Annotated in this window: 15 protein-coding genes and 1 riboswitch; of the genes, 6 read left to right on the forward strand and 9 right to left on the reverse strand. The window is 44.7% G+C overall.

The features are described from left to right. Window positions 1-9: 9 nt before the first annotated feature. The 3 genes from ACVBJC_RS09815 to metE form a co-directional block, all read right to left on the reverse strand. Window positions 10-222 (reverse strand): dodecin, encoded by a 213-nt coding sequence (locus tag ACVBJC_RS09815; RefSeq protein ID WP_447160734.1) that lies wholly within the window; start codon window positions 220-222, stop codon window positions 10-12. A 144-nt stretch (window positions 223-366) separates the two neighbouring features. After that, window positions 367-981, reverse strand: coding sequence for a redoxin domain-containing protein (locus tag ACVBJC_RS09820; RefSeq protein WP_447160733.1), 615 nt, complete (start codon window positions 979-981; stop codon window positions 367-369). A gap of 339 nt (window positions 982-1320) precedes the next feature. After that, window positions 1321-3591, reverse strand: a complete 2271-nt coding sequence (metE, locus tag ACVBJC_RS09825; RefSeq protein WP_447160732.1) for a 5-methyltetrahydropteroyltriglutamate--homocysteine S-methyltransferase — start codon at window positions 3589-3591, stop codon at window positions 1321-1323. Between the two features lie 177 nt (window positions 3592-3768). On the opposite strand from metE, the gene ACVBJC_RS09830 reads away from it, so the two are divergent. After that, window positions 3769-4671, forward strand: coding sequence for a LysR family transcriptional regulator (locus ACVBJC_RS09830; protein ID WP_447160731.1), 903 nt, complete (start codon window positions 3769-3771; stop codon window positions 4669-4671). Window positions 4672-4741: 70 nt separating this feature from the next. On the opposite strand, the gene ACVBJC_RS09835 is transcribed toward ACVBJC_RS09830, so the two are convergent. From ACVBJC_RS09835 to ACVBJC_RS09850, 4 genes are all read right to left on the reverse strand, one after another. Next, a complete protein-coding gene (locus ACVBJC_RS09835) occupies window positions 4742-5470 on the reverse strand; it encodes an HDOD domain-containing protein (RefSeq protein WP_447160771.1) in 729 nt (242 codons plus the stop codon). A gap of 239 nt (window positions 5471-5709) precedes the next feature. Further along, window positions 5710-6315: an arylesterase gene (locus tag ACVBJC_RS09840; RefSeq protein WP_447160730.1), complete on the reverse strand. Its 606-nt coding sequence runs from the start codon at window positions 6313-6315 to the stop codon at window positions 5710-5712. A 103-nt stretch (window positions 6316-6418) separates the two neighbouring features. Then, window positions 6419-8272 (reverse strand): TonB-dependent receptor domain-containing protein, encoded by a 1854-nt coding sequence (locus tag ACVBJC_RS09845; RefSeq protein ID WP_447160729.1) that lies wholly within the window; start codon window positions 8270-8272, stop codon window positions 6419-6421. Between the two features lie 125 nt (window positions 8273-8397). Continuing rightward, window positions 8398-8604, reverse strand: a riboswitch (cobalamin riboswitch). 219 nt (window positions 8605-8823) lie between these two features. After that, on the reverse strand, window positions 8824-9471 hold the full coding sequence (locus ACVBJC_RS09850; protein ID WP_447160728.1) for a hypothetical protein: 648 nt from the start codon (window positions 9469-9471) through the stop codon (window positions 8824-8826). A gap of 347 nt (window positions 9472-9818) precedes the next feature. Here ACVBJC_RS09850 and ACVBJC_RS09855 point away from each other — a divergent pair, with 347 nt between their 5' ends. Beyond that, complete coding sequence (locus tag ACVBJC_RS09855; RefSeq protein ID WP_447160727.1) at window positions 9819-10196, forward strand: BlaI/MecI/CopY family transcriptional regulator; 378 nt, start codon at window positions 9819-9821, stop codon at window positions 10194-10196. After that, window positions 10193-11386 (forward strand): TonB family protein, encoded by a 1194-nt coding sequence (locus ACVBJC_RS09860; RefSeq protein WP_447160726.1) that lies wholly within the window; start codon window positions 10193-10195, stop codon window positions 11384-11386. The genes ACVBJC_RS09855 and ACVBJC_RS09860 overlap by 4 nt, the downstream gene beginning before the upstream one ends. A 185-nt stretch (window positions 11387-11571) precedes the next feature. On the opposite strand, the gene ACVBJC_RS09865 is transcribed toward ACVBJC_RS09860, so the two are convergent. Next, entirely contained in the window at window positions 11572-12096 is a 525-nt protein-coding gene (locus ACVBJC_RS09865; protein WP_447160725.1) for an NADPH-dependent FMN reductase, read from the reverse strand. Between the two features lie 194 nt (window positions 12097-12290). Here ACVBJC_RS09865 and ACVBJC_RS09870 point away from each other — a divergent pair, with 194 nt between their 5' ends. Both ACVBJC_RS09870 and ACVBJC_RS09875 read left to right on the forward strand, forming a co-directional pair. Beyond that, window positions 12291-13193 (forward strand): LysR family transcriptional regulator, encoded by a 903-nt coding sequence (locus ACVBJC_RS09870; protein WP_447160724.1) that lies wholly within the window; start codon window positions 12291-12293, stop codon window positions 13191-13193. Between the two features lie 175 nt (window positions 13194-13368). Further along, complete coding sequence (locus ACVBJC_RS09875; protein WP_447160723.1) at window positions 13369-15516, forward strand: cation:dicarboxylate symporter family transporter; 2148 nt, start codon at window positions 13369-13371, stop codon at window positions 15514-15516. Window positions 15517-15609: 93 nt separating this feature from the next. Here the strand turns inward: ACVBJC_RS09875 and ACVBJC_RS09880 are convergent, their stop codons facing one another. Further along, the gene (locus tag ACVBJC_RS09880; RefSeq protein WP_447160722.1) at window positions 15610-16311 is read right to left on the reverse strand and encodes a pseudouridine synthase; all 702 of its coding nucleotides are present in this window, start codon (window positions 16309-16311) and stop codon (window positions 15610-15612) included. 316 nt (window positions 16312-16627) lie between these two features. On the opposite strand from ACVBJC_RS09880, the gene pyrC reads away from it, so the two are divergent. Beyond that, a complete protein-coding gene (pyrC, locus tag ACVBJC_RS09885) occupies window positions 16628-17665 on the forward strand; it encodes a dihydroorotase (protein WP_447160721.1) in 1038 nt (345 codons plus the stop codon). The last annotated feature ends 24 nt before the right edge of the window (window positions 17666-17689 follow it).

Raw genomic sequence — 17689 nt, forward strand, 5'->3', positions numbered from 1 at the left:
AGAGAGCTGTTATGCATTTGGATCTAAGGTAAAGCCGACTTTAATTGTTACCTGCCAGTGCGCCACCAACCCCTCTTCAAGGTGGCCACGAGTTTCAACCACCTGAAACCATCTCAAATGCTTCAATGATTCATTTGCCGCGGCAATCGCATTCTTGATGGCCTCATCAGAACTAATAGGTGACGACCCGGTCAATTCAATAATTTTGTAGGTATGGCTCATAATGACTCCAGCGATGAGAAGGAAATAACTTTAGTCAGTATAGAACAACCTCTGTGATAGTCAGGACAAAGAATTCCCCCCAACACTCGCGGTAAATATGAGAGCAATTTTCCCTCAAAAGACAGCATGCACAGTTTATTTCAATCAGTATGATGCCAGAAACATACGCCATCCGATCCCGGGAAGGCTAGTAAAGCCGGTGGTATAAGACACCACTTTGCCTTCATTGATGATAATCAGAGTCGGTGTAACATGCACCGACCAATCTTTGGCACTGCGATTATCAGCATCATTAATCACAGGAAAGTGATAATCATGGTCCTGCATATAATCATTTATCTCACTATTAGTGCCCGATGCAATGGCCACGCTCACCACTGGAAAATAAGCCGAAATAGCCTCAACAGATGGGCTTACCGAACGGCAAATAGGACACCATGTACCCCAAAAATACACCAAAACGGGCCCATCGGTACTAAGCGTCGATACGTTAATCTTCTCACCTGTGATAGCAACACCACTAATCACCGGAAAATCATTGATCTCTAAGTTTCTACTACGCCACTTATCCATGACCCAAGCTACGGCGCTCAGCATGATAAGCAAAATCAATAACTGCTTAATCCAACCACCAATACGGTGCTTCAATGTCGGCTTTTTTTCTGGCGATTGTTTTTCTGTCATTTTCTTTTCAGTCGTTTTCTTTTCAGTCGCTTTCTTTTCGGTCGCTTTCTTTTCGGTCGCTTTCTTTTCGGCCATAGCGCTCAGCATTACCGGCATTATATTGCGGCAGTAAAATGAATATGACTCTATAAGACCGGATAAGTAAACAAATAGTTCATCACAGCACTCACTCTAGCAGCACTCGCCCCTTTAACCGCCAAGGATAACGGGCAAACAGACTAGGCAAGCACTCGAAAAAAACAGAATTGATAAACACACTAGGCTGACTAGGAAAACGAATACTGCCCCCCAACAAACTATCAGCTAATGACGAGCTAAAGACGAGCTAAAGACGAGCTAAAGACGAGCTAAAGCACCATAAAACAGGTAATGCTTTAGCTCGTTTGCTTAAGTTAACTCAGCAGGCGAGCAGCGCTAGCCTAATTTGCGCCGCAATATCTTAGTCGCCTCAACAAGGTTAACCAACGCGGGCTCCACTTCGTCCCAAGTGCGTGTCTTTAAGCCGCAATCAGGGTTAATCCACAGTTGTTCTACCGCAACTTTACTCGCCGCTTTTTCCATCAAACTGACAATTTCATCAACCCTTGGTGTATTGGGTGAGTGAATATCGTAAACACCCGGACCAATTTCATTTGGGTAGTTAAAGTCCTCAAATGCATTGAGTAGCTCCATTCTTGAACGCGATGTCTCAATGGTGATCACATCGGCGTCCATCGCCGCGATTTCTGCGATGGTTTCATTAAATTCGCTATAGCACATATGGGTATGAATTTGCGTTTCGTTGCTAACACCTGCCGCACTCAGCTTAAAGGCATTGACCGCCCAGTTAAGGTAATGCTGCCATTCACTCTTTTTAAGCGGCAAGCCTTCTCGAAATGCTGGCTCGTCGATTTGAATAATGCCAATACCGGCATTTTGTAGCTCAACCACCTCATCACGAATGGCGAGGCCGATTTGAGTCGCTATCTGCTCGCGACTGATATCTTCGCGCGCAAAAGACCAATGCAGTATGGTTACCGGCCCTGTCAGCATGCCTTTGACCGGCTTTTCTGTGAGGCTCTGAGCATATGTAGCCCACTCTACCGTCATCGCATTTGGGCGTGATACATCGCCATAAATAAGTGGTGGTTTAACACAGCGTGAGCCATAGCTTTGTACCCAACCAAACTGGGTAAAGCCGACACCATCGAGCTGTTCGCCAAAGTATTCCACCATATCGTTTCGCTCTGCTTCACCATGCACTAATACGTCGATACCTAGCTTTAACTGCCGCTCAATAGTGTCTCTGGTCACTTGGCGTAACTGATCATTATATTGCTCAAGGCTTATTTCACCTTTACGCCAGCGGCTACGCAGGCCACGAATTGCAGGCGTTTGAGGAAAACTCCCTATGGTGGTCGTTGGCAATAATGGTAAGCGGTATTTTTGTCTTTGCGCGGCTTGCCTGAGTGAAAATTCATCATCACGCAGGTAGTCTTGCTCAGTGAGAGCATCGACTCTGGCTATTACCTCTTGATTGGCCGCCTTTGCCCGTGCGCTACGTCGTTGTTGGCACTCAAGCACTATGGCTTTGGCCTCGACAGAGTTTGGAGCTGTGAGTAACGTCTTCAATTGACCCAATTCAGCCAGCTTCTGCTTGGCAAAAGAGAGTTGCAGCTTAAGTTCAGGCTTAAGCTGAGTTTCTACCTCTAAATCGACCGGACTATGTAGCAAAGAGCACGAAGGCGACAGCCATAAACGCTGCTTAAGATCCCGCGCTACACTCGATAATCCCTCTGCGAGTGTATCGAGCTCTGCCGCCCACACATTGCGGCCGTTAATCACCCCTGCTGACAGTATTTGATCTTGCCTTAGGCTGATGGAAAAAGCGCTGAGCTGCTCTGGCGCTGTAACCAAGTCTAAGTGTAACCCTGCCACGTTAAGCGATGCGACAAGCTGATGGTGGTGCTCAATACTGCCGTAGTAACTGGCGAGCAAGATGTTTAGGTTACAACGCTCAAAATCACGATAGGCTTGGCTAATCGCGGCTTGCCAATCACTGTCTAGCTCTAGGGCTAAAACAGGTTCATCAAGCTGAACCCATTCGACACCCTGACTAGCAAAGCGGGCCAATATTTTATGGTACGCTTGCAGAAGTTGCGGTAATAAACTCAGCTTATCGAACGATGAACCAACAGTTTTAGACAGGTATAGAAATGACACTGGCCCCAAGATCACAGGCTTGACCTGATAGCCTAAAGCCTGAGCTTCACTCACTTCATCAAACAATTGCTCATAACCAATATCAAAGCTTTGATCGACCGTTAGCTCCGGTACGATATAGTGATAATTACTGTTAAAAAACTTGGTCATTTCAGCAGCGGCAGCGTCTTTCCCCGTTGGCGCTCGGCCTCGTCCGATACGGAATAAGGTATCAATATCGGTGGGGGTATCACTTTGATGACGCTCTGGGATCACATCCAAAGTGGCACTTAAGGTTAATACCTGATCATAGAAAGCAAAATCGCCAACAGGCAACAATCTCACCCCGGCATCAGCCTGCCAGCGCCAATGTGTTTGGCGTAGTTCTTTTGCAATTTCAACTAACTGCGACTGCTTAATTTCACCACGCCAATACTTCTCTAAAGCAAATTTTAGCTCTCGTAAACGACCAATTCGTGGAAATCCCAAACTATTTAATTGCATATTGTATACCTTTTGATGTTAAGATGAGCAAAATTCAGAGTTAACGCCCCTCTGAATTTCATATAACTAAACAGAACAATGGGCGTCTGGACGTCTAGAAGTTTATTGTGTTAGCCTTAGTATTCGCAATCGAAACGAATTCAAGCGCAACATGAGCGAATTTCATGTGAGGATAAAATGATAGAGCTTAGACATTTACGTACGTTAGTTGCCCTAAAGGAAAGCGGCAGCCTCGCTGGGGCTGCAAAAAAACGCTTCGTCACCCAGTCGGCACTGTCTCATCAGATCAAGGAATTAGAGACTCGCATTAACTCAGCTATTTTTGTGCGCAAGAGTAAGCCCCTCTCTTTCACACAAGAGGGTGCGCGATTGCTCAACCTTGCTGAAGATATTCTGCCGAAAGTGATCGAAACCGAATTTGATTTAAAGAAAGGCTTAGCTGAAGGGGATAATCATTTAGGCGTAGGTATTGAGTGCCACAGCTGCTTCCGTTGGTTAATGCCGGTAATGGAGCAATTTAGAAAACAATACCCACAGGCGGATCTCGACCTCTCTAGTCGCCACTTATTCGACTCATTAAACGCGCTTGAGTTAGGTGAGCTAGATGTCGTGCTGACATCGGATCCAGTACCTGCTCAGTCGATTGCTTATCAGCACTTGTTTGATTTTGAAGTTAGATTAGTGGTTGCCAGCGACCATCCGCTGGCGCAGCAAGAGTATGTTACACCGAAACAGTTAGAAAACTTGGCGATTTTAAGCTACCCAGTTTCACTTGAGCGCTTAGATATTTATCGCCACTTCTTAGAGCCTGCAGGCATAAAGCCTGGGCCACAGGTAAAGTGTGATTTAACCATGATGTTACTGCAGCGTATTGCCTGTAAAGATGGTATTGCGGCGCTGCCTAGTTGGTCGATTAACGAAGCTCATGGACTTAGCCTTACCAGCGTTAAGTTGGGGCCAGATGGCCTTAAACGCCCGCTGTTTGGCGCATACCGTCGTAACGGTGCCAATGCACGCTTAGCCCAACATTGGTTAGAGCTCGTCTCAAAAGAAGGGTTAGCGAAGCAGAGATTGAACTGAACAATCCGTACTATAGTGAGCACTACGCTCTGTAGCATACAAAAAAGCCTGCATATTGCAGGCTTTCTTTTTATAGCGCTTTAAGTAGCAAATTTCTTCTCGCTAATACCCGTCTCAAGACCAAACCTGGAGAGTTAGCGTTATGGGTTTGACGTAAGTTATGCGCGATTAAGAACTCATCACGTAAATCATCATCTAGCCCTAATGACTCAAAAGCTTCAAGCGTTAAGGTTTCTTGTTTATCTTCAATCACAGACTTAAGCAGGCTCAGTGGGTAATCCTGTTCAAGTTCTGAGTTTAAGTAAGCAAATGCCGTTAGTGCAATAATGTCACCAAATACGCTAAATAGTGCCAGGGTTTGCACTTCATCAGGGCTAATTTGCAAACTTTCTAGCTGATGCAGTTGATCAACGGCGTCCGCTGCAATCGCTTCGGTAAGCGCCCAATAACCATGAACCAGCTTTTTGTAAGGCTCATTCAATTCGTCTAAACGCTCTTTCAGATAGAAAGTAAACGCATAACGATAAATATTAACCTGACCTAAACGTACTAAAGCATCTTTTAATGAGCGATTCTTACTCGATTGCGGTGTGGCGTGATCTGCACTGTTGCTGCGCCAAAGCAGATGGGCAGATACGGCCGGATCGGATGACACGATATCGATAACATTACGGATATCACCGTCTGCAATAATGGCCTTTTTCAATGGGATAAGGATCCCTCTACGACCAATTACCTGCTCTTCGTTGCTGATAATTGCGCGTACTTGAGTAAATACTTGCTGCTCAAGATCTGTCATGCGAAACATTAAACCTTATTATTTTTAATCATGATGTGCACTCAATTCCGTGGCAAATTAACCCACACAATGACGTCAAAGGTCAAGCCATATAAGCGACAACCTTAACAAGTTTCAACAATTTTATTCACCTCCACTAAATAAGTAGCTGATAAAACCTGCCATCAGTAGCAAGAGCCAGGAATAGTATTAAAACCGGAGGGATTTTGGCTACGCTAATATATTAATGTAAGCCTTTGTTATATAGCCTGATAAATCGCTTTGGCAAGGTCAAAATAGCCTGCGTCATTTAAATGTATCGCATCCGATTTTTTACTCGGACTTTTCAATAAGCGACTTAACGCATCGTCGACTAAAACCAACTCATATTGCTCTGCAAGCTCCTCATAAATCGGTGACGCCGATAAAAATAGGCTCTTTTGTGGCACCGCAACCAGTAAAACTGGGATCTGTTTCGACTGGGCCATCTCTATCATGGCGGCCAAATTAGATTTAGTCGTCGTGATAGCATGGTTTCTTAAGAAGTCATTACCGCCCTCTAACAAAATTAATAGCTCTGGTGAATGCTTATCTAATAACGAAGCTAAACGTGCTGCACCACCCGTTGTTGTCTCGCCCGATACGCCCGCATTAATCACCTCAAAACCACTAAGAGAAGCAAGCTGGCTAGGGTAGTCTTGGCCCTTCGACGCGCCAACGCCATAGGTAAGGCTATCGCCAAAAGCTAATATCCGTGCATTATCTGATAAGGGCGGAATACTCGCCCCAGAGCAAGCTTGCAATAACAGCAGTGCGCAACTAACGAGCAATAGGACAATAGGGCGACGCTTAAATAATGGTTTCATCAATAACTTTTAACTTGAGACTGTAGCCAAAAAATAACATAAAAAAAGCCAGACACAAGGTCTGACTTAAGTACGCATATCATTTTAAATATGTCACAAAAAACTAGAATGCTTGATAGCTAACACTCAAAAATAGCTCTCTACCAGGGCTAAAGTAGTTTTGAGCGGAGATAATCTCTGCGTCAAAGATGTTGTTCGCTTTTAAACGTAAGCTCCAAGCATCATCGAGCTGATAACCCACACTTAAATCAACTTTATGATAGGCATCCAAAAACGCATCATAACCAGCATAACGCTTACCTTGATAATGGTAGTTAGCCAAGAGATCAAAACGTTGCCAGCTATAGCTCAGCATATAGTTAAACTCATTCTCGCTACGGCCAACAAGCTGCTCACCTGTTTGTTTATTCTCAGCATCCAGATAGGTATAACCCAGTTGGTGCTCAAGGCTCAATAACTGGAAATTAGCAGACAGTTCGATACCGCTGATCTCAGCTTCATTGATATTCGCAGGCTTCCAGATATCCCAACCATAATCGTCTTTCTCACCCGTAGGGGCCCAAGCAATCAGATTATCGATAGTATTTTTAAATACACTGATATAAGCACGCACATCTTTAGCATTAAAATGCAGCGTTAGATCGTAACTCTCAGCGGTTTCTGAGAGCAACTCTGCGTTACCAGAACCTGGCCAGTACAGGTCGTTAAAGGTTGGCACTTTAAAGGCCGTACCCGTTGTCGCGGCCAAACTCCATTGAGCATTAAACTGATATGCGAGACTAGCGTTATATGAAACTTCGCTGTCGATATTTTCCACATCATCATAACGCACCGCAACTTCAGCCAGTATATTGCTCCACTGCTTTTGCACTAAGGCGTAGACACCTAAGATATCTCGCTCATCTTGGGCATAATCGCCCTTAACAGACTCATTTGACCAATCGACACCGCCCGTCAGGGTCAAGTCGCTTGCCGCTAGGTATTGGTTACTCCAATTGACCTGATCGCGTTTGGTTTCAAACTCAGATATTGGCACACTGATATCGTTACCACGAAAGTTCTCGTTTGAATCGCGAGACTGGCTTAAGGCTAATTTGCTGGTAAATCGGTCATTACTGTATTGCGTAGCAAGATCCCAAAAGTAATTCTCATAGTCTGACTCATCTGCCGAACCTGAGGCATAGATATCGTCGTACTGAGTGTTACCTTTATCGTATTGTCCGGTCCAAAGTGCTTGCCAGTTTTGATTAATTTGCTGAGAGCCGTTTACTGAAAGCGCGTTGCGCTTATAACCATCATCATCATTTTCAACCTCTGCGCCGTTATATACATCATAACCTTCTGATTGCTCATGGTTAACGCTCAGTGTTGTACTACCATCGCCATGGGTCATACCTGCGCCAAATGAGCCGCGAATATATTCATTGCTGCCATATTCAGCACCCGCAAACCATTCACCGCCCTTGAGTTGGCGAGTAAAAATCTGAATGACGCCGCCAATAGCATCACTGCCCCACACAGACGCTCGAGGCCCTTTTAGGACTTCGATTCGCTCAATATTTTCAGGTGATAAACTGTTAAAGCTAACTGTACCTAATGTGGCAGAGCCGACTTTAACGCCATCGATTAGGACTAATACATGGTTGGAGTTACTGCCGCGAATACTGACAGATGTTGCCTGACCCGCACCGCCATTGCGCGATACACTAACACCCGGAAGTGTTTCTAATACGTCAGCCACAGACTTTGGATTAAGACGCGCTATCTCTTCACGTTCAATGGTATTAATGACGGTTAGCTGCTGATCGGCGCTTCTATCAAAACGAGAACCGGTTACGGTAATCGTTTCATCAACATTTGCTAAGTGAGATGCGACTTCTTCGGCCGAAACTGAAAAGGCTGATAAGCTAACAAGACTACTGACTAGTAGTGCGATTTTTGATGGTTGTGTTCCCATTTACCTTTTTACTCCTAAAGGAAAACGGGGCAAATACGTCACGGTGACACGACCCATAAATGAAAAAAATCACTCGTTTATTGGTTCGTTTAATTGCCGCATTTCGAGATCTGCCCGCCGAAATCATCGAAATCACTTTGCTGGCCGGTCTCCGGACTTAGGTTCTGTATTAACGTATTAATACCCGAATACAAGCTTTCAACACCTATCCATTAAGGCGCACTTGTCTCTCACCATTCACCGTTGCGGGGGCAGTGTCAGAATTTAACTGACTTCCCGATTATCCCTAAGTTACAGCCGTAACCTGAGGCACCAATAAAGTTGACTAAATATCGTTATAAGTTTTTGTTACTCAAAAGTGAACAAATATCACTATCAAGAGTTCCGCGCATTATAGACGTCTATACGGTTAAATGTCTAACTTAACACCACTTAAAACCCGTATTTAAGCCGAGGAATATTCACCTTGTACCTAGCGATCTAATGTTTCACATTAATATCAGCAACATATAATTATCACATTGAGTCTACCAAGCCTTTAATACAAGCCTTTAATACAAGCTCAGAGGGGTAATACTAGATAAAAACTCTTGCTGATTTTGCGCTTTGATGGGAGGATTTTCTTTGCTAAATGCGTCACCACGAATCGATTTATGAATTAAATACAGATCCAGTTTCCCCCTGATAGCGGTGTAATGGCCAATCTCTCCTAGAGTTTGCACCTCATCATAAGCAATACCTGCTACCGACTTAATATGAGAGTTGGGCATCTTAGTGCAGCCGATAATCGCGCTTGCTGTTTCATGGCCGTTGAGTGGCTCACTTTGCAAGGTTTCAAACACCGTTTCCCCTTGGCAACTGTCGAAGTATACCTCTGCCATAGTCTCTAAAAATTTTTGTGGGCTCACATCTTCAGCGATCCCTTTAAACCCTTGCACACACAGCATAGATGACCAGGTTTGTAACGCTTGAGAAGCGGGAACAAACTCAGCAGAGAACATCGTCTCTTGTTGATTTGAATAAGCGAGTTTCCAGTCTAACGGCAAACTAAAATTAAATGTTTGACTAAAAATCGCTAGTTGCTTGGGAGTTTTATCGACGTGCGCTGTAACCGCTTCATCACTTAAACCGTATGATGGAAAAGCTAGAAATATTACACATAACAGGCCTGCTGCCATGCGCGGAGATAATGACGTCATACCTTTACAATCCTTGTTGGGGGTACTTTTATGAACAGATATTCTATCTGTGCATCTGTCAAAGTGGTACTTAAAAAGTCATTAAATTGAATCCGCATAAATGCACAGTCATCTTCAATGGCTATCACCTCCGCCCTTCTATATTTAACAATAGCTTATATACCGACAGTTAATCTAGAACAAAAAAAACACCAAAAAGTACTTGCGCAATACAATTACATTTGTAATCTTAAATATACATTACAGCTGTAATCGTAAAGAACATTCAGCAAAGGATGACTTTGAAAGAGGCCGACTTTGAAAGAGAGCAACTATGAAAAAGGTTTTACTATGAAAGAGGTTTTACTATGAAAGAAATCAGTAATGCCGAGCTGTGTGTGCTCAATATCCTTTGGCAATCATCGCCAATGAGTGCTAACGATGTCATCAGTGAATTATCTCGCAGCAATGACTGGCACGAAAAAACGGTCAAGACGCTACTTAACCGCCTAGTAAAAAAACAAGCCATTGGCTTTGACAAGCAGGGCCGCTCATATCTTTACTTCCCTCTCATCGAACAGAGTGAATACCAGCTTAAAGAGAGTGAGTCTTTCATCGAGCGCTTATTCTCTGGTCGCGTCGCTCCCTTAGTGGCCGGTTTTGCCAAGCAAAACAAGCTCAGCGCCGAAGACGTGGCCGAATTACAACAACTGATTGATACCTGGCAAAAGGACAACAAATCATGATGCTATGGATGGCACAGCAAACCCTGTTACTTACTCTTGTTTGTGGTGGTTTACTCATAAGCCACCGCTTTTTACAGCAGCGATTGGGGGCACGTAAAACCTACCAGCTATGGTTAGCAGTTCCCGCTTTACTGATAAGCTCTGCGTTAATCGCAAGCATGCCCAACACTCTTGCTGCAGCCCAGGCAGAACAATTCGCTCACTATAGTGTTATCGCTAGCAAAGCTATGGCTACAGTTCAAACCAGCGATTACGCCAAGATTGCGCTGTCGATATGGTTAGTTGGCATTGCGGCTATGGTGACTCTGCTCAGCCTACAAGCGATAGCTTTAACTCGTATATTAAGCACTGCGACTAGAGTCCATCACACTGGCGCCAACTTACCGACCTATAGCCACCCCGGTGTGCAATCACCTATGCTCGTCGGGGTCATTAACCCGAAAATCATACTGCCCTCTAATTTTATTCAGCTTAACGCCGATGAGCAGCAATCGATTATCGCCCATGAGCAATACCACCACCAGCGCCGAGATCTGCTCAGTAATTTATTGGCCTACAGCGCACTCAGCCTGTTCTGGTTTAATCCTATTTGTTGGCTCGCTTATCGACGCTTTAGAGATGATCAAGAGTTAGCCTGTGACGCCTTTGTCACTCAATCATTGAATAAACAACAAAAGATCTGCTATAGCCAAGTGCTGTTAGCCTACTCCCAGCAAGCTCATCACGGCCTGCTACACACACATTATGGAAATAAAAACATACTCAAGGAGCGTATTATGCAAATGAAGACATTTCAACAAGGTCAGAGCGGTTTTGCCATTATCGGTTTGACTATCGCATTAGGGATCAGTGGCTTGCTGCTCAATCAGCAGGTGCAGGCCGGCGATCACAACCATGACGCTGTTCACCCAACAATCCGTATCGAGCCTAAGTATCCTATTGAGGCAGCTAACGCTCACCAAAGTGGTTTTGTTGTCTTACAGTTTGATATCAGCCCAAGTGGTGCGGTTAGCAATGTAAGCGTTGTTAAGTCATCACCTGAAGGGGTATTTGATAGCTCTGCGACAACTGCACTTAAGCAGTGGCAGTACAGTGAAAGCAGTAAAGGCCTTAAACAGGCAAAGGTACAGCTCGACTTTATGATTGATCCACCAGCGACTGACGTTGAGCGCATCAAAGTTACGCCTTAAACAAGCGGTTATCACTTAAACGAGCTCTGATAAAGAATCTCGCGATATACATGTGATGTGATAAAAAATAGCTAAACCGATAAAAGCGCCAGCAGCTGGCGCTTTTATCGGTTAAAAAATAATGATATCAATAGGTCACACCTCAACCCTTGTTTATTTAAACCTTAGCTTATTTAAACTTTAACTTATTTCAATAAAACGACCGCTTCTTTCAACGCCGCTACAAGTTCAGGATTTCTCAACACTTGCGTTTCCATATCGAAGTTATCAAAAAAGCTTGGCACTGAGAGCGTTGCCCTGACATCTGCAGCAAAGTATGGCGCAGATCCTGAAGCTGCAGCTAATACGCTTGATGCACCGCCCGGCCCCGGAGAGGTAGCAAGTAATAGCATTGGCTTGTTTTGAAACACTTTCATGTCGATACGTGATGTCCAGTCAAACAGGTTTTTATAAGCGGCAGTGTATGAACCATTATGCTCAGCAAAAGAGATAATAATGGCGTCGGCTTCACCAATCTTGGCAAAAAACTGCTGCGCCAGCTCTGGGTGACCAAGCTCTTCTTCTCGGTCCTGACTAAAAAGTGGCATCTCATAATCGTTAATATCAAGAATTTCAACCTCAGCTCCCTGCACTAATGATGCTGCATAGGTTGCAAGTTGCTTGTTGATTGACTTAGTGCTGCTGCTAGCTGCAAAGGCTAATAGTTTCATAATAGGACTCTCATATTCAGTGACTGCAGTTAACTCTGCAAATTGCGTTGGGTTCAAGTACCGTGCTCACAATTAAGCAAAGGTTAAGTTTAGAACGACAACTCGATGTAGAGCAGTGTATATTGATGACAAATAAAGATTAATAACCTCAAAAGATATTTACTATTTCCATATGGCTTTTAATTAAGGGGGATATGACTATAAATAAACTATTTGATGGAATTGTAATATTTGTCCAAGTCGTAAAAAGTGCTGGCTTCTCAGCCGCGGCAGAGGCTTTAGGTCACTCTACCTCTTATGTGAGTAAAGAGGTCAATAAGCTTGAAGCTCGACTTGGGGTCAGGCTACTCAATAGAACCACCCGCTCTATCGGCTTAACACCCGAGGGAGAGGCTTACTATCAGCAGTGCTTACAGTTAATAATTGATGCCGAACAGGCGGTGGGCTTGGTCACTCAACACGATGTCAGCCCCCGCGGTGTACTTAAATTAAGTTGCCCGGTCGGCTTTGCGCAAAACTACCTTAAGCCCATTATTTCTGAATACCTGCAGCGATACCCCAATGTAAGTTTAGACTTAGATTTAAGCGATAAACGCACCGATGTGATTGCCGACGGTTATGATTTAGCCATTAGAGCATCAGCACACCTTGAAGAGTCGAGCCTTATTTGCCGCAAACTTTATAGCTGCAAAGCCTACACTGTGGCGTCGAAAGCGTATATTTCACGCCACGGAAAACCCCACCATCCCAGAGAATTAGAAACACACTACGGCATCTGCTACTCCAATCATAAGCAGCCAAGCCGCTGGGATTATATTGATCATGACGGCAAACATTTTGTCGTTGATATTCGCCCAAAAATACTCTGCAACAATGGTGATATGCAGCTGGATATGGCACTGGCGGGTCATGGTATCACTCGTTTACCGAGTTTCTATATGCGAGATGCGCTTGAAAGTGATCAGTTAGAGATTTTATTTGAACACTTGCCTAATTCCGATATCGATGTTTTTGTCGTTTACCCGAGCCGTAAACACTTATCGCCTAAAGTCAGGGCATTTATCGACTTAGCGGCTAAACACTTAACCCGCTGCTAATGTTAACCTTTATGCCCAAATTTTAAATTTATTACTTTAAAGTAAACCAATACCGAACTTATAATAAATAACATTTCCCAGTCACAGTTAACGCTTCTTTTTAACTGTGCTAAAAATCTTTCCACTGGGATCTCAAACTACTTAGGTGATGTGCGTGCTAAAGAAAGCTCTTGCAATGTCCAGCTCAACCCAGATGTTAGTGGCCATGTTTGTTGGTTTTGCCGTGGGGCTGTTTTTCGGGGAATCCATCGCTTGGATGGCGACCATAGGCACAGGGGTGATCTTGCTGATGCAGATGACGGTACTGCCCTATATCGTTGTGTCACTCGTTGGCGGTATTGGTAAACTGCAAAAAAATACAGCCAAACTTATTTTTAGCCGCGCCGGTCTTATCATGTTGCTGCTTTGGCTATTAGCGATTGTAATGATTGCTTTAATGCCGCTGTCTTTCCCTGTTATCGAATCGGCCTCCTTCTTTAGTACCAGCAGCATTGAACCTGTTACACCAATCGATTATTTCAAGCTGTATATTCCCTCTAACCCCTTTGAGTCCATGGCTGATGGTTATGTACCTGCCATGGTGGTATTTAGCATCGCTATGGGGCTTGCGCTTATCGGCATGCAAGGCGAGCATAAACAGCAAATACTGACCTTTATGCATACCAGCTCAGAAATTTTTTCGCGCATTACTCAAGGTCTAGTGAAAATTCTACCTATCGGTATTTTTGCTATGTCGGCCTCGGCAGCAGGCACCATGGGAGTCGATGAGTTTGCCAGTATGCAGGTTTACCTTATCAGCTACTTTGTGCTGTGTTTGCTACTCACATTTTGGGTATTGCCCTGGATTGTAGCTTCGTTGACGCCCATTACCTTTGCTCAAGCACTGCGCATTTCTAAATCCAGCCTAGTCACCGCTTTTGCTACCGGTAACATCTTCATCGTAATCCCGGTGATTGTTGAAGAGTGTAAGCAGGTGATGCGCGAGCACGACGACTTATGCGAAGACGGCGCCACCTTGATTGAAATTTTGGTGCCTATCGCCTTTACCTTCCCTAATATCGGTAAGCTCACCGTTATTATGTTTATCTATTTTGCAGGTTGGTTTAATGGTACTCCTGTTGATATTACCAGTATCCCTTCGCTTTCTATCAGTGGGCTATTAGCGCTATTTGGCAGTGTCTATGTGGCCATTCCGTTTATGCTCGACTTAGTTAAACTCCCAACTGATCTATTCCAGTTATTTGTCATGTCTGGCTTTATCACAGGTAAATTTAATTCTATTGCGGCGGTAATGAACCTGTTTGCACTCACCTTATTAACGGCATCGCTGTTTCAAAAATCACTCAAAATACGCCCACCGCAACTATTGAAGATGAGTTTAGGCATTGGTATCAGTGTGTTTGCAACCTTATTAGTTTGCCGTGTCGGCATGGGGATGTTTATTCATAGCCCAGAGATCACCAGTGGCGTTATCGCCAACATGCAGGTGGCCGATAAAGTACCTACCAAAGTAAAAAAACAGTTCCCGATTGTAGGCCAAACTCCCGCAACCCCCATCCGAGGGGTACAAGCGATTCGAGATGCGGGCACCCTCAGAGTGGGTTATATCCCAAGTAACGTGCCCTTTAGTTATTACAACAATGCTGGACACTTAGTCGGGTTTGATACCGCTATGGCGACGAAACTTGCAGAAGACTTAAAGGTGAAAATTGAATTTATTCCCTTTAAAAAAGACCAACTGGTCGCCTCTCTAAAAGCGGGTTTTTTTGATATTGCCATGTCAGGACTTGCCATGGACATCGAGCAGATGGATGCCTTAAGTTACGCTAACCCAGTGCTTGAGCTTAACCTTGCTATAGCGACTAAAGACTATTTGGTGAACGACTTTAAGAGTAACGAAAAAATTAAACAGATGCAGGGCATGACCATAGCTTATGTTGAACATAGCGATGCTATCGAAGAGGCTAGGCGTTTCGCCCCCAACCTCAAGTTTGTAAAAATTGAAGGCTACAAAGACTTCTTTAGGCAGAAAAAACACAAATATGATGCGGTAGTGATCAGTGCCCAGGCAGGCTCAGCCTGGACCTTGTTCTTCCCGGGCTACGGTATTGCACTGCTAGAAAATAAAACACATTATCCTGTGGCGTACGCGGTCGCACAATATAACCAGTCGCTGCTCAACTACATCAATAATTGGCAGCGCTTACGTAAAGTTGATGGTACCCAAGCAGCTATTTACGATTATTGGATGCTAGGTAAAGGCGCTAAAAAAGTAGAGCCGCGTTGGTCAATCATTCACAATGTACTGCACTGGACAGACTAATCACTAAATGAGGCTGGTGCCCAGTGAGCTTGAGTTTAAGTTTAAGTTTAAGTTTGAGCCAAGTGGTTACTTAGCAGACTATTGCTTTAAGGGCTATGTCGGCGTTGGCGTCGACAATTGCTTAACTTCAACCTCGCTCAGATAGCGCCACAGCCCCAGCTCAACATCGAGTTTAAGCTCGCCTATCTGCTCACGATGCAAGCCGTTGACGCGATTCCCCACTGCGGCAAACATCCGCTTCACCTGATGATACTTGCCCTCGGTAATGGTAAGTAACACCTCTTTAGGCGTGACAATCTCAAGCTTCGCTGGGAGTGTTAGCGCCTTTTCATTTTGCAATTGCACACCCTGTTTAAACTTTTCAGCAACGTCTTCGGCAACTGGGTCTCTTAAGGTCACTCGGTAGGTCTTTTCACACTGTTTGTCGGGTCTGATAATATCAAACGACCAACGACCGTCATCGGTCAGTAGCACTAAGCCTGTCGTGTCGGCATCAAGCCTACCTACAATGTGTAAATCTTCCACTCTTTCGAGCTTAATACAGTTAAACAGGCTTGGATAATCGCCATCCACATTCGAGCTTAGCGTATGCATAGGTTTATGCAGCATGATGTAACGCGATGGCCGCGCCACTAATCTGCCCCCTTGATAGCGGATCTCATTGCTTTCATGTACCTGAAAAGCCACATCCGTGATGGTCTCGCCATTGACGCTAATTTCAGCGCGCTCAATACAATCGCTAGCCTGAGCACGACTGAGATCGGTACTTTTACAGATAAATTTGTCTAAACGCATGTTACTTAGTTATCACCCAATATTTTTACTGTACTTTTTTACAATACGACTCACCGTACTAGCCCCAGCATTAGCGCCGAGACGACTTACTGTAGTTAGCCCCTGTATTAGCGCAAAGAGGACTTACAGCACCCCAATACTAAGCTGGATTATCGCAAGCAGCCAAAATTGCACAAGCGCTCATTTTAAAATGGTCAGTATTTATCGACTCTTATAGAGGTTCAGCTATTAAGCGGCCGCGATTTCAGGCACAATACCGGCCTAAGAAAAGGCTGAAAAAGCCAGTTACTTTGTCGTAAACGCTTAGGAACCCCAAATGACGCAGATCACCCTACTTACCCCTGACGATTGGCACCTACATTTTCGCGATGGCGATATGTTACAAGAAACGGTTCCCGCAACAGCGCGCCTGTTTCAACGTGCGATTGTTATGCCTAACCTTTTACCACCTGTCACCGATGCAAAGATGGTAACTGAGTATCGTGAACGTATTTTGGCTGCGCGCCCAACAGGTTCGACTTTTGAACCGCTTATGACCATCTTCTTGACCAACAACACCACAGAGCAAGACATCATTGATGCTAAAGCTGCCGGCGTTGTTGCTGCAAAGCTTTACCCTGCAGGTGCAACCACCAACTCAGACGCGGCTGTCAAAACGCTTGATGCGCTGTTCCCTGTATTTGAAGCCATGGCTAAACACGGTATGTTGCTATTGGTACACGGTGAAGTCACTGAATCGCATATCGATATTTTCGACCGTGAAGCCATATTTATTGAGCGCTACCTTGCCCGCATCGTTGCCTCTTTCCCAAGCCTAAAAGTGGTATTTGAACACATCACCACTAAAGATGCGGCTGACTTTGTTATGTCAGCAGCGGACAATGTGGCGGCAACGATTACCCCGCAGCATTTATTACTTAACCGTAATGACTTGCTTGTAGGTGGCGTTCGCCCACATAACTTCTGCTTGCCAGTTCTTAAGCGCAGCACCCACCAAGAAGCGCTTCGCGCTGCGGTTGCAACAGGCTCAAGTAAGTTCTTCTTAGGCACCGACTCCGCGCCGCACGAGAAGCACCGCAAAGAGTCAGCTTGTGGCTGCGCCGGTTGTTATAGCGCGTGGAGTGCATTAGAGCTATATGCACAGGTCTTTGATGACTTAGGTGCACTAGATAAACTTGAAGGCTTTGCTAGTAAGCATGGCCCTGACTTCTATGGCCTCGCTCGCAACACTAGCACGGTGACGCTAGTGAAAGAGAAATGGACGGTTCCGAGCGAAATCATCTTGCCAAACGGTAATCCAATCGTGCCATTCTTCGCCGGTGAAGAAGTTAACTGGAAAGTGAAGAACGCTTAACAAGCATTCCCGCCTTCACTTTTA

The organism is Shewanella sp. 0m-6, assembly GCF_052977325.1.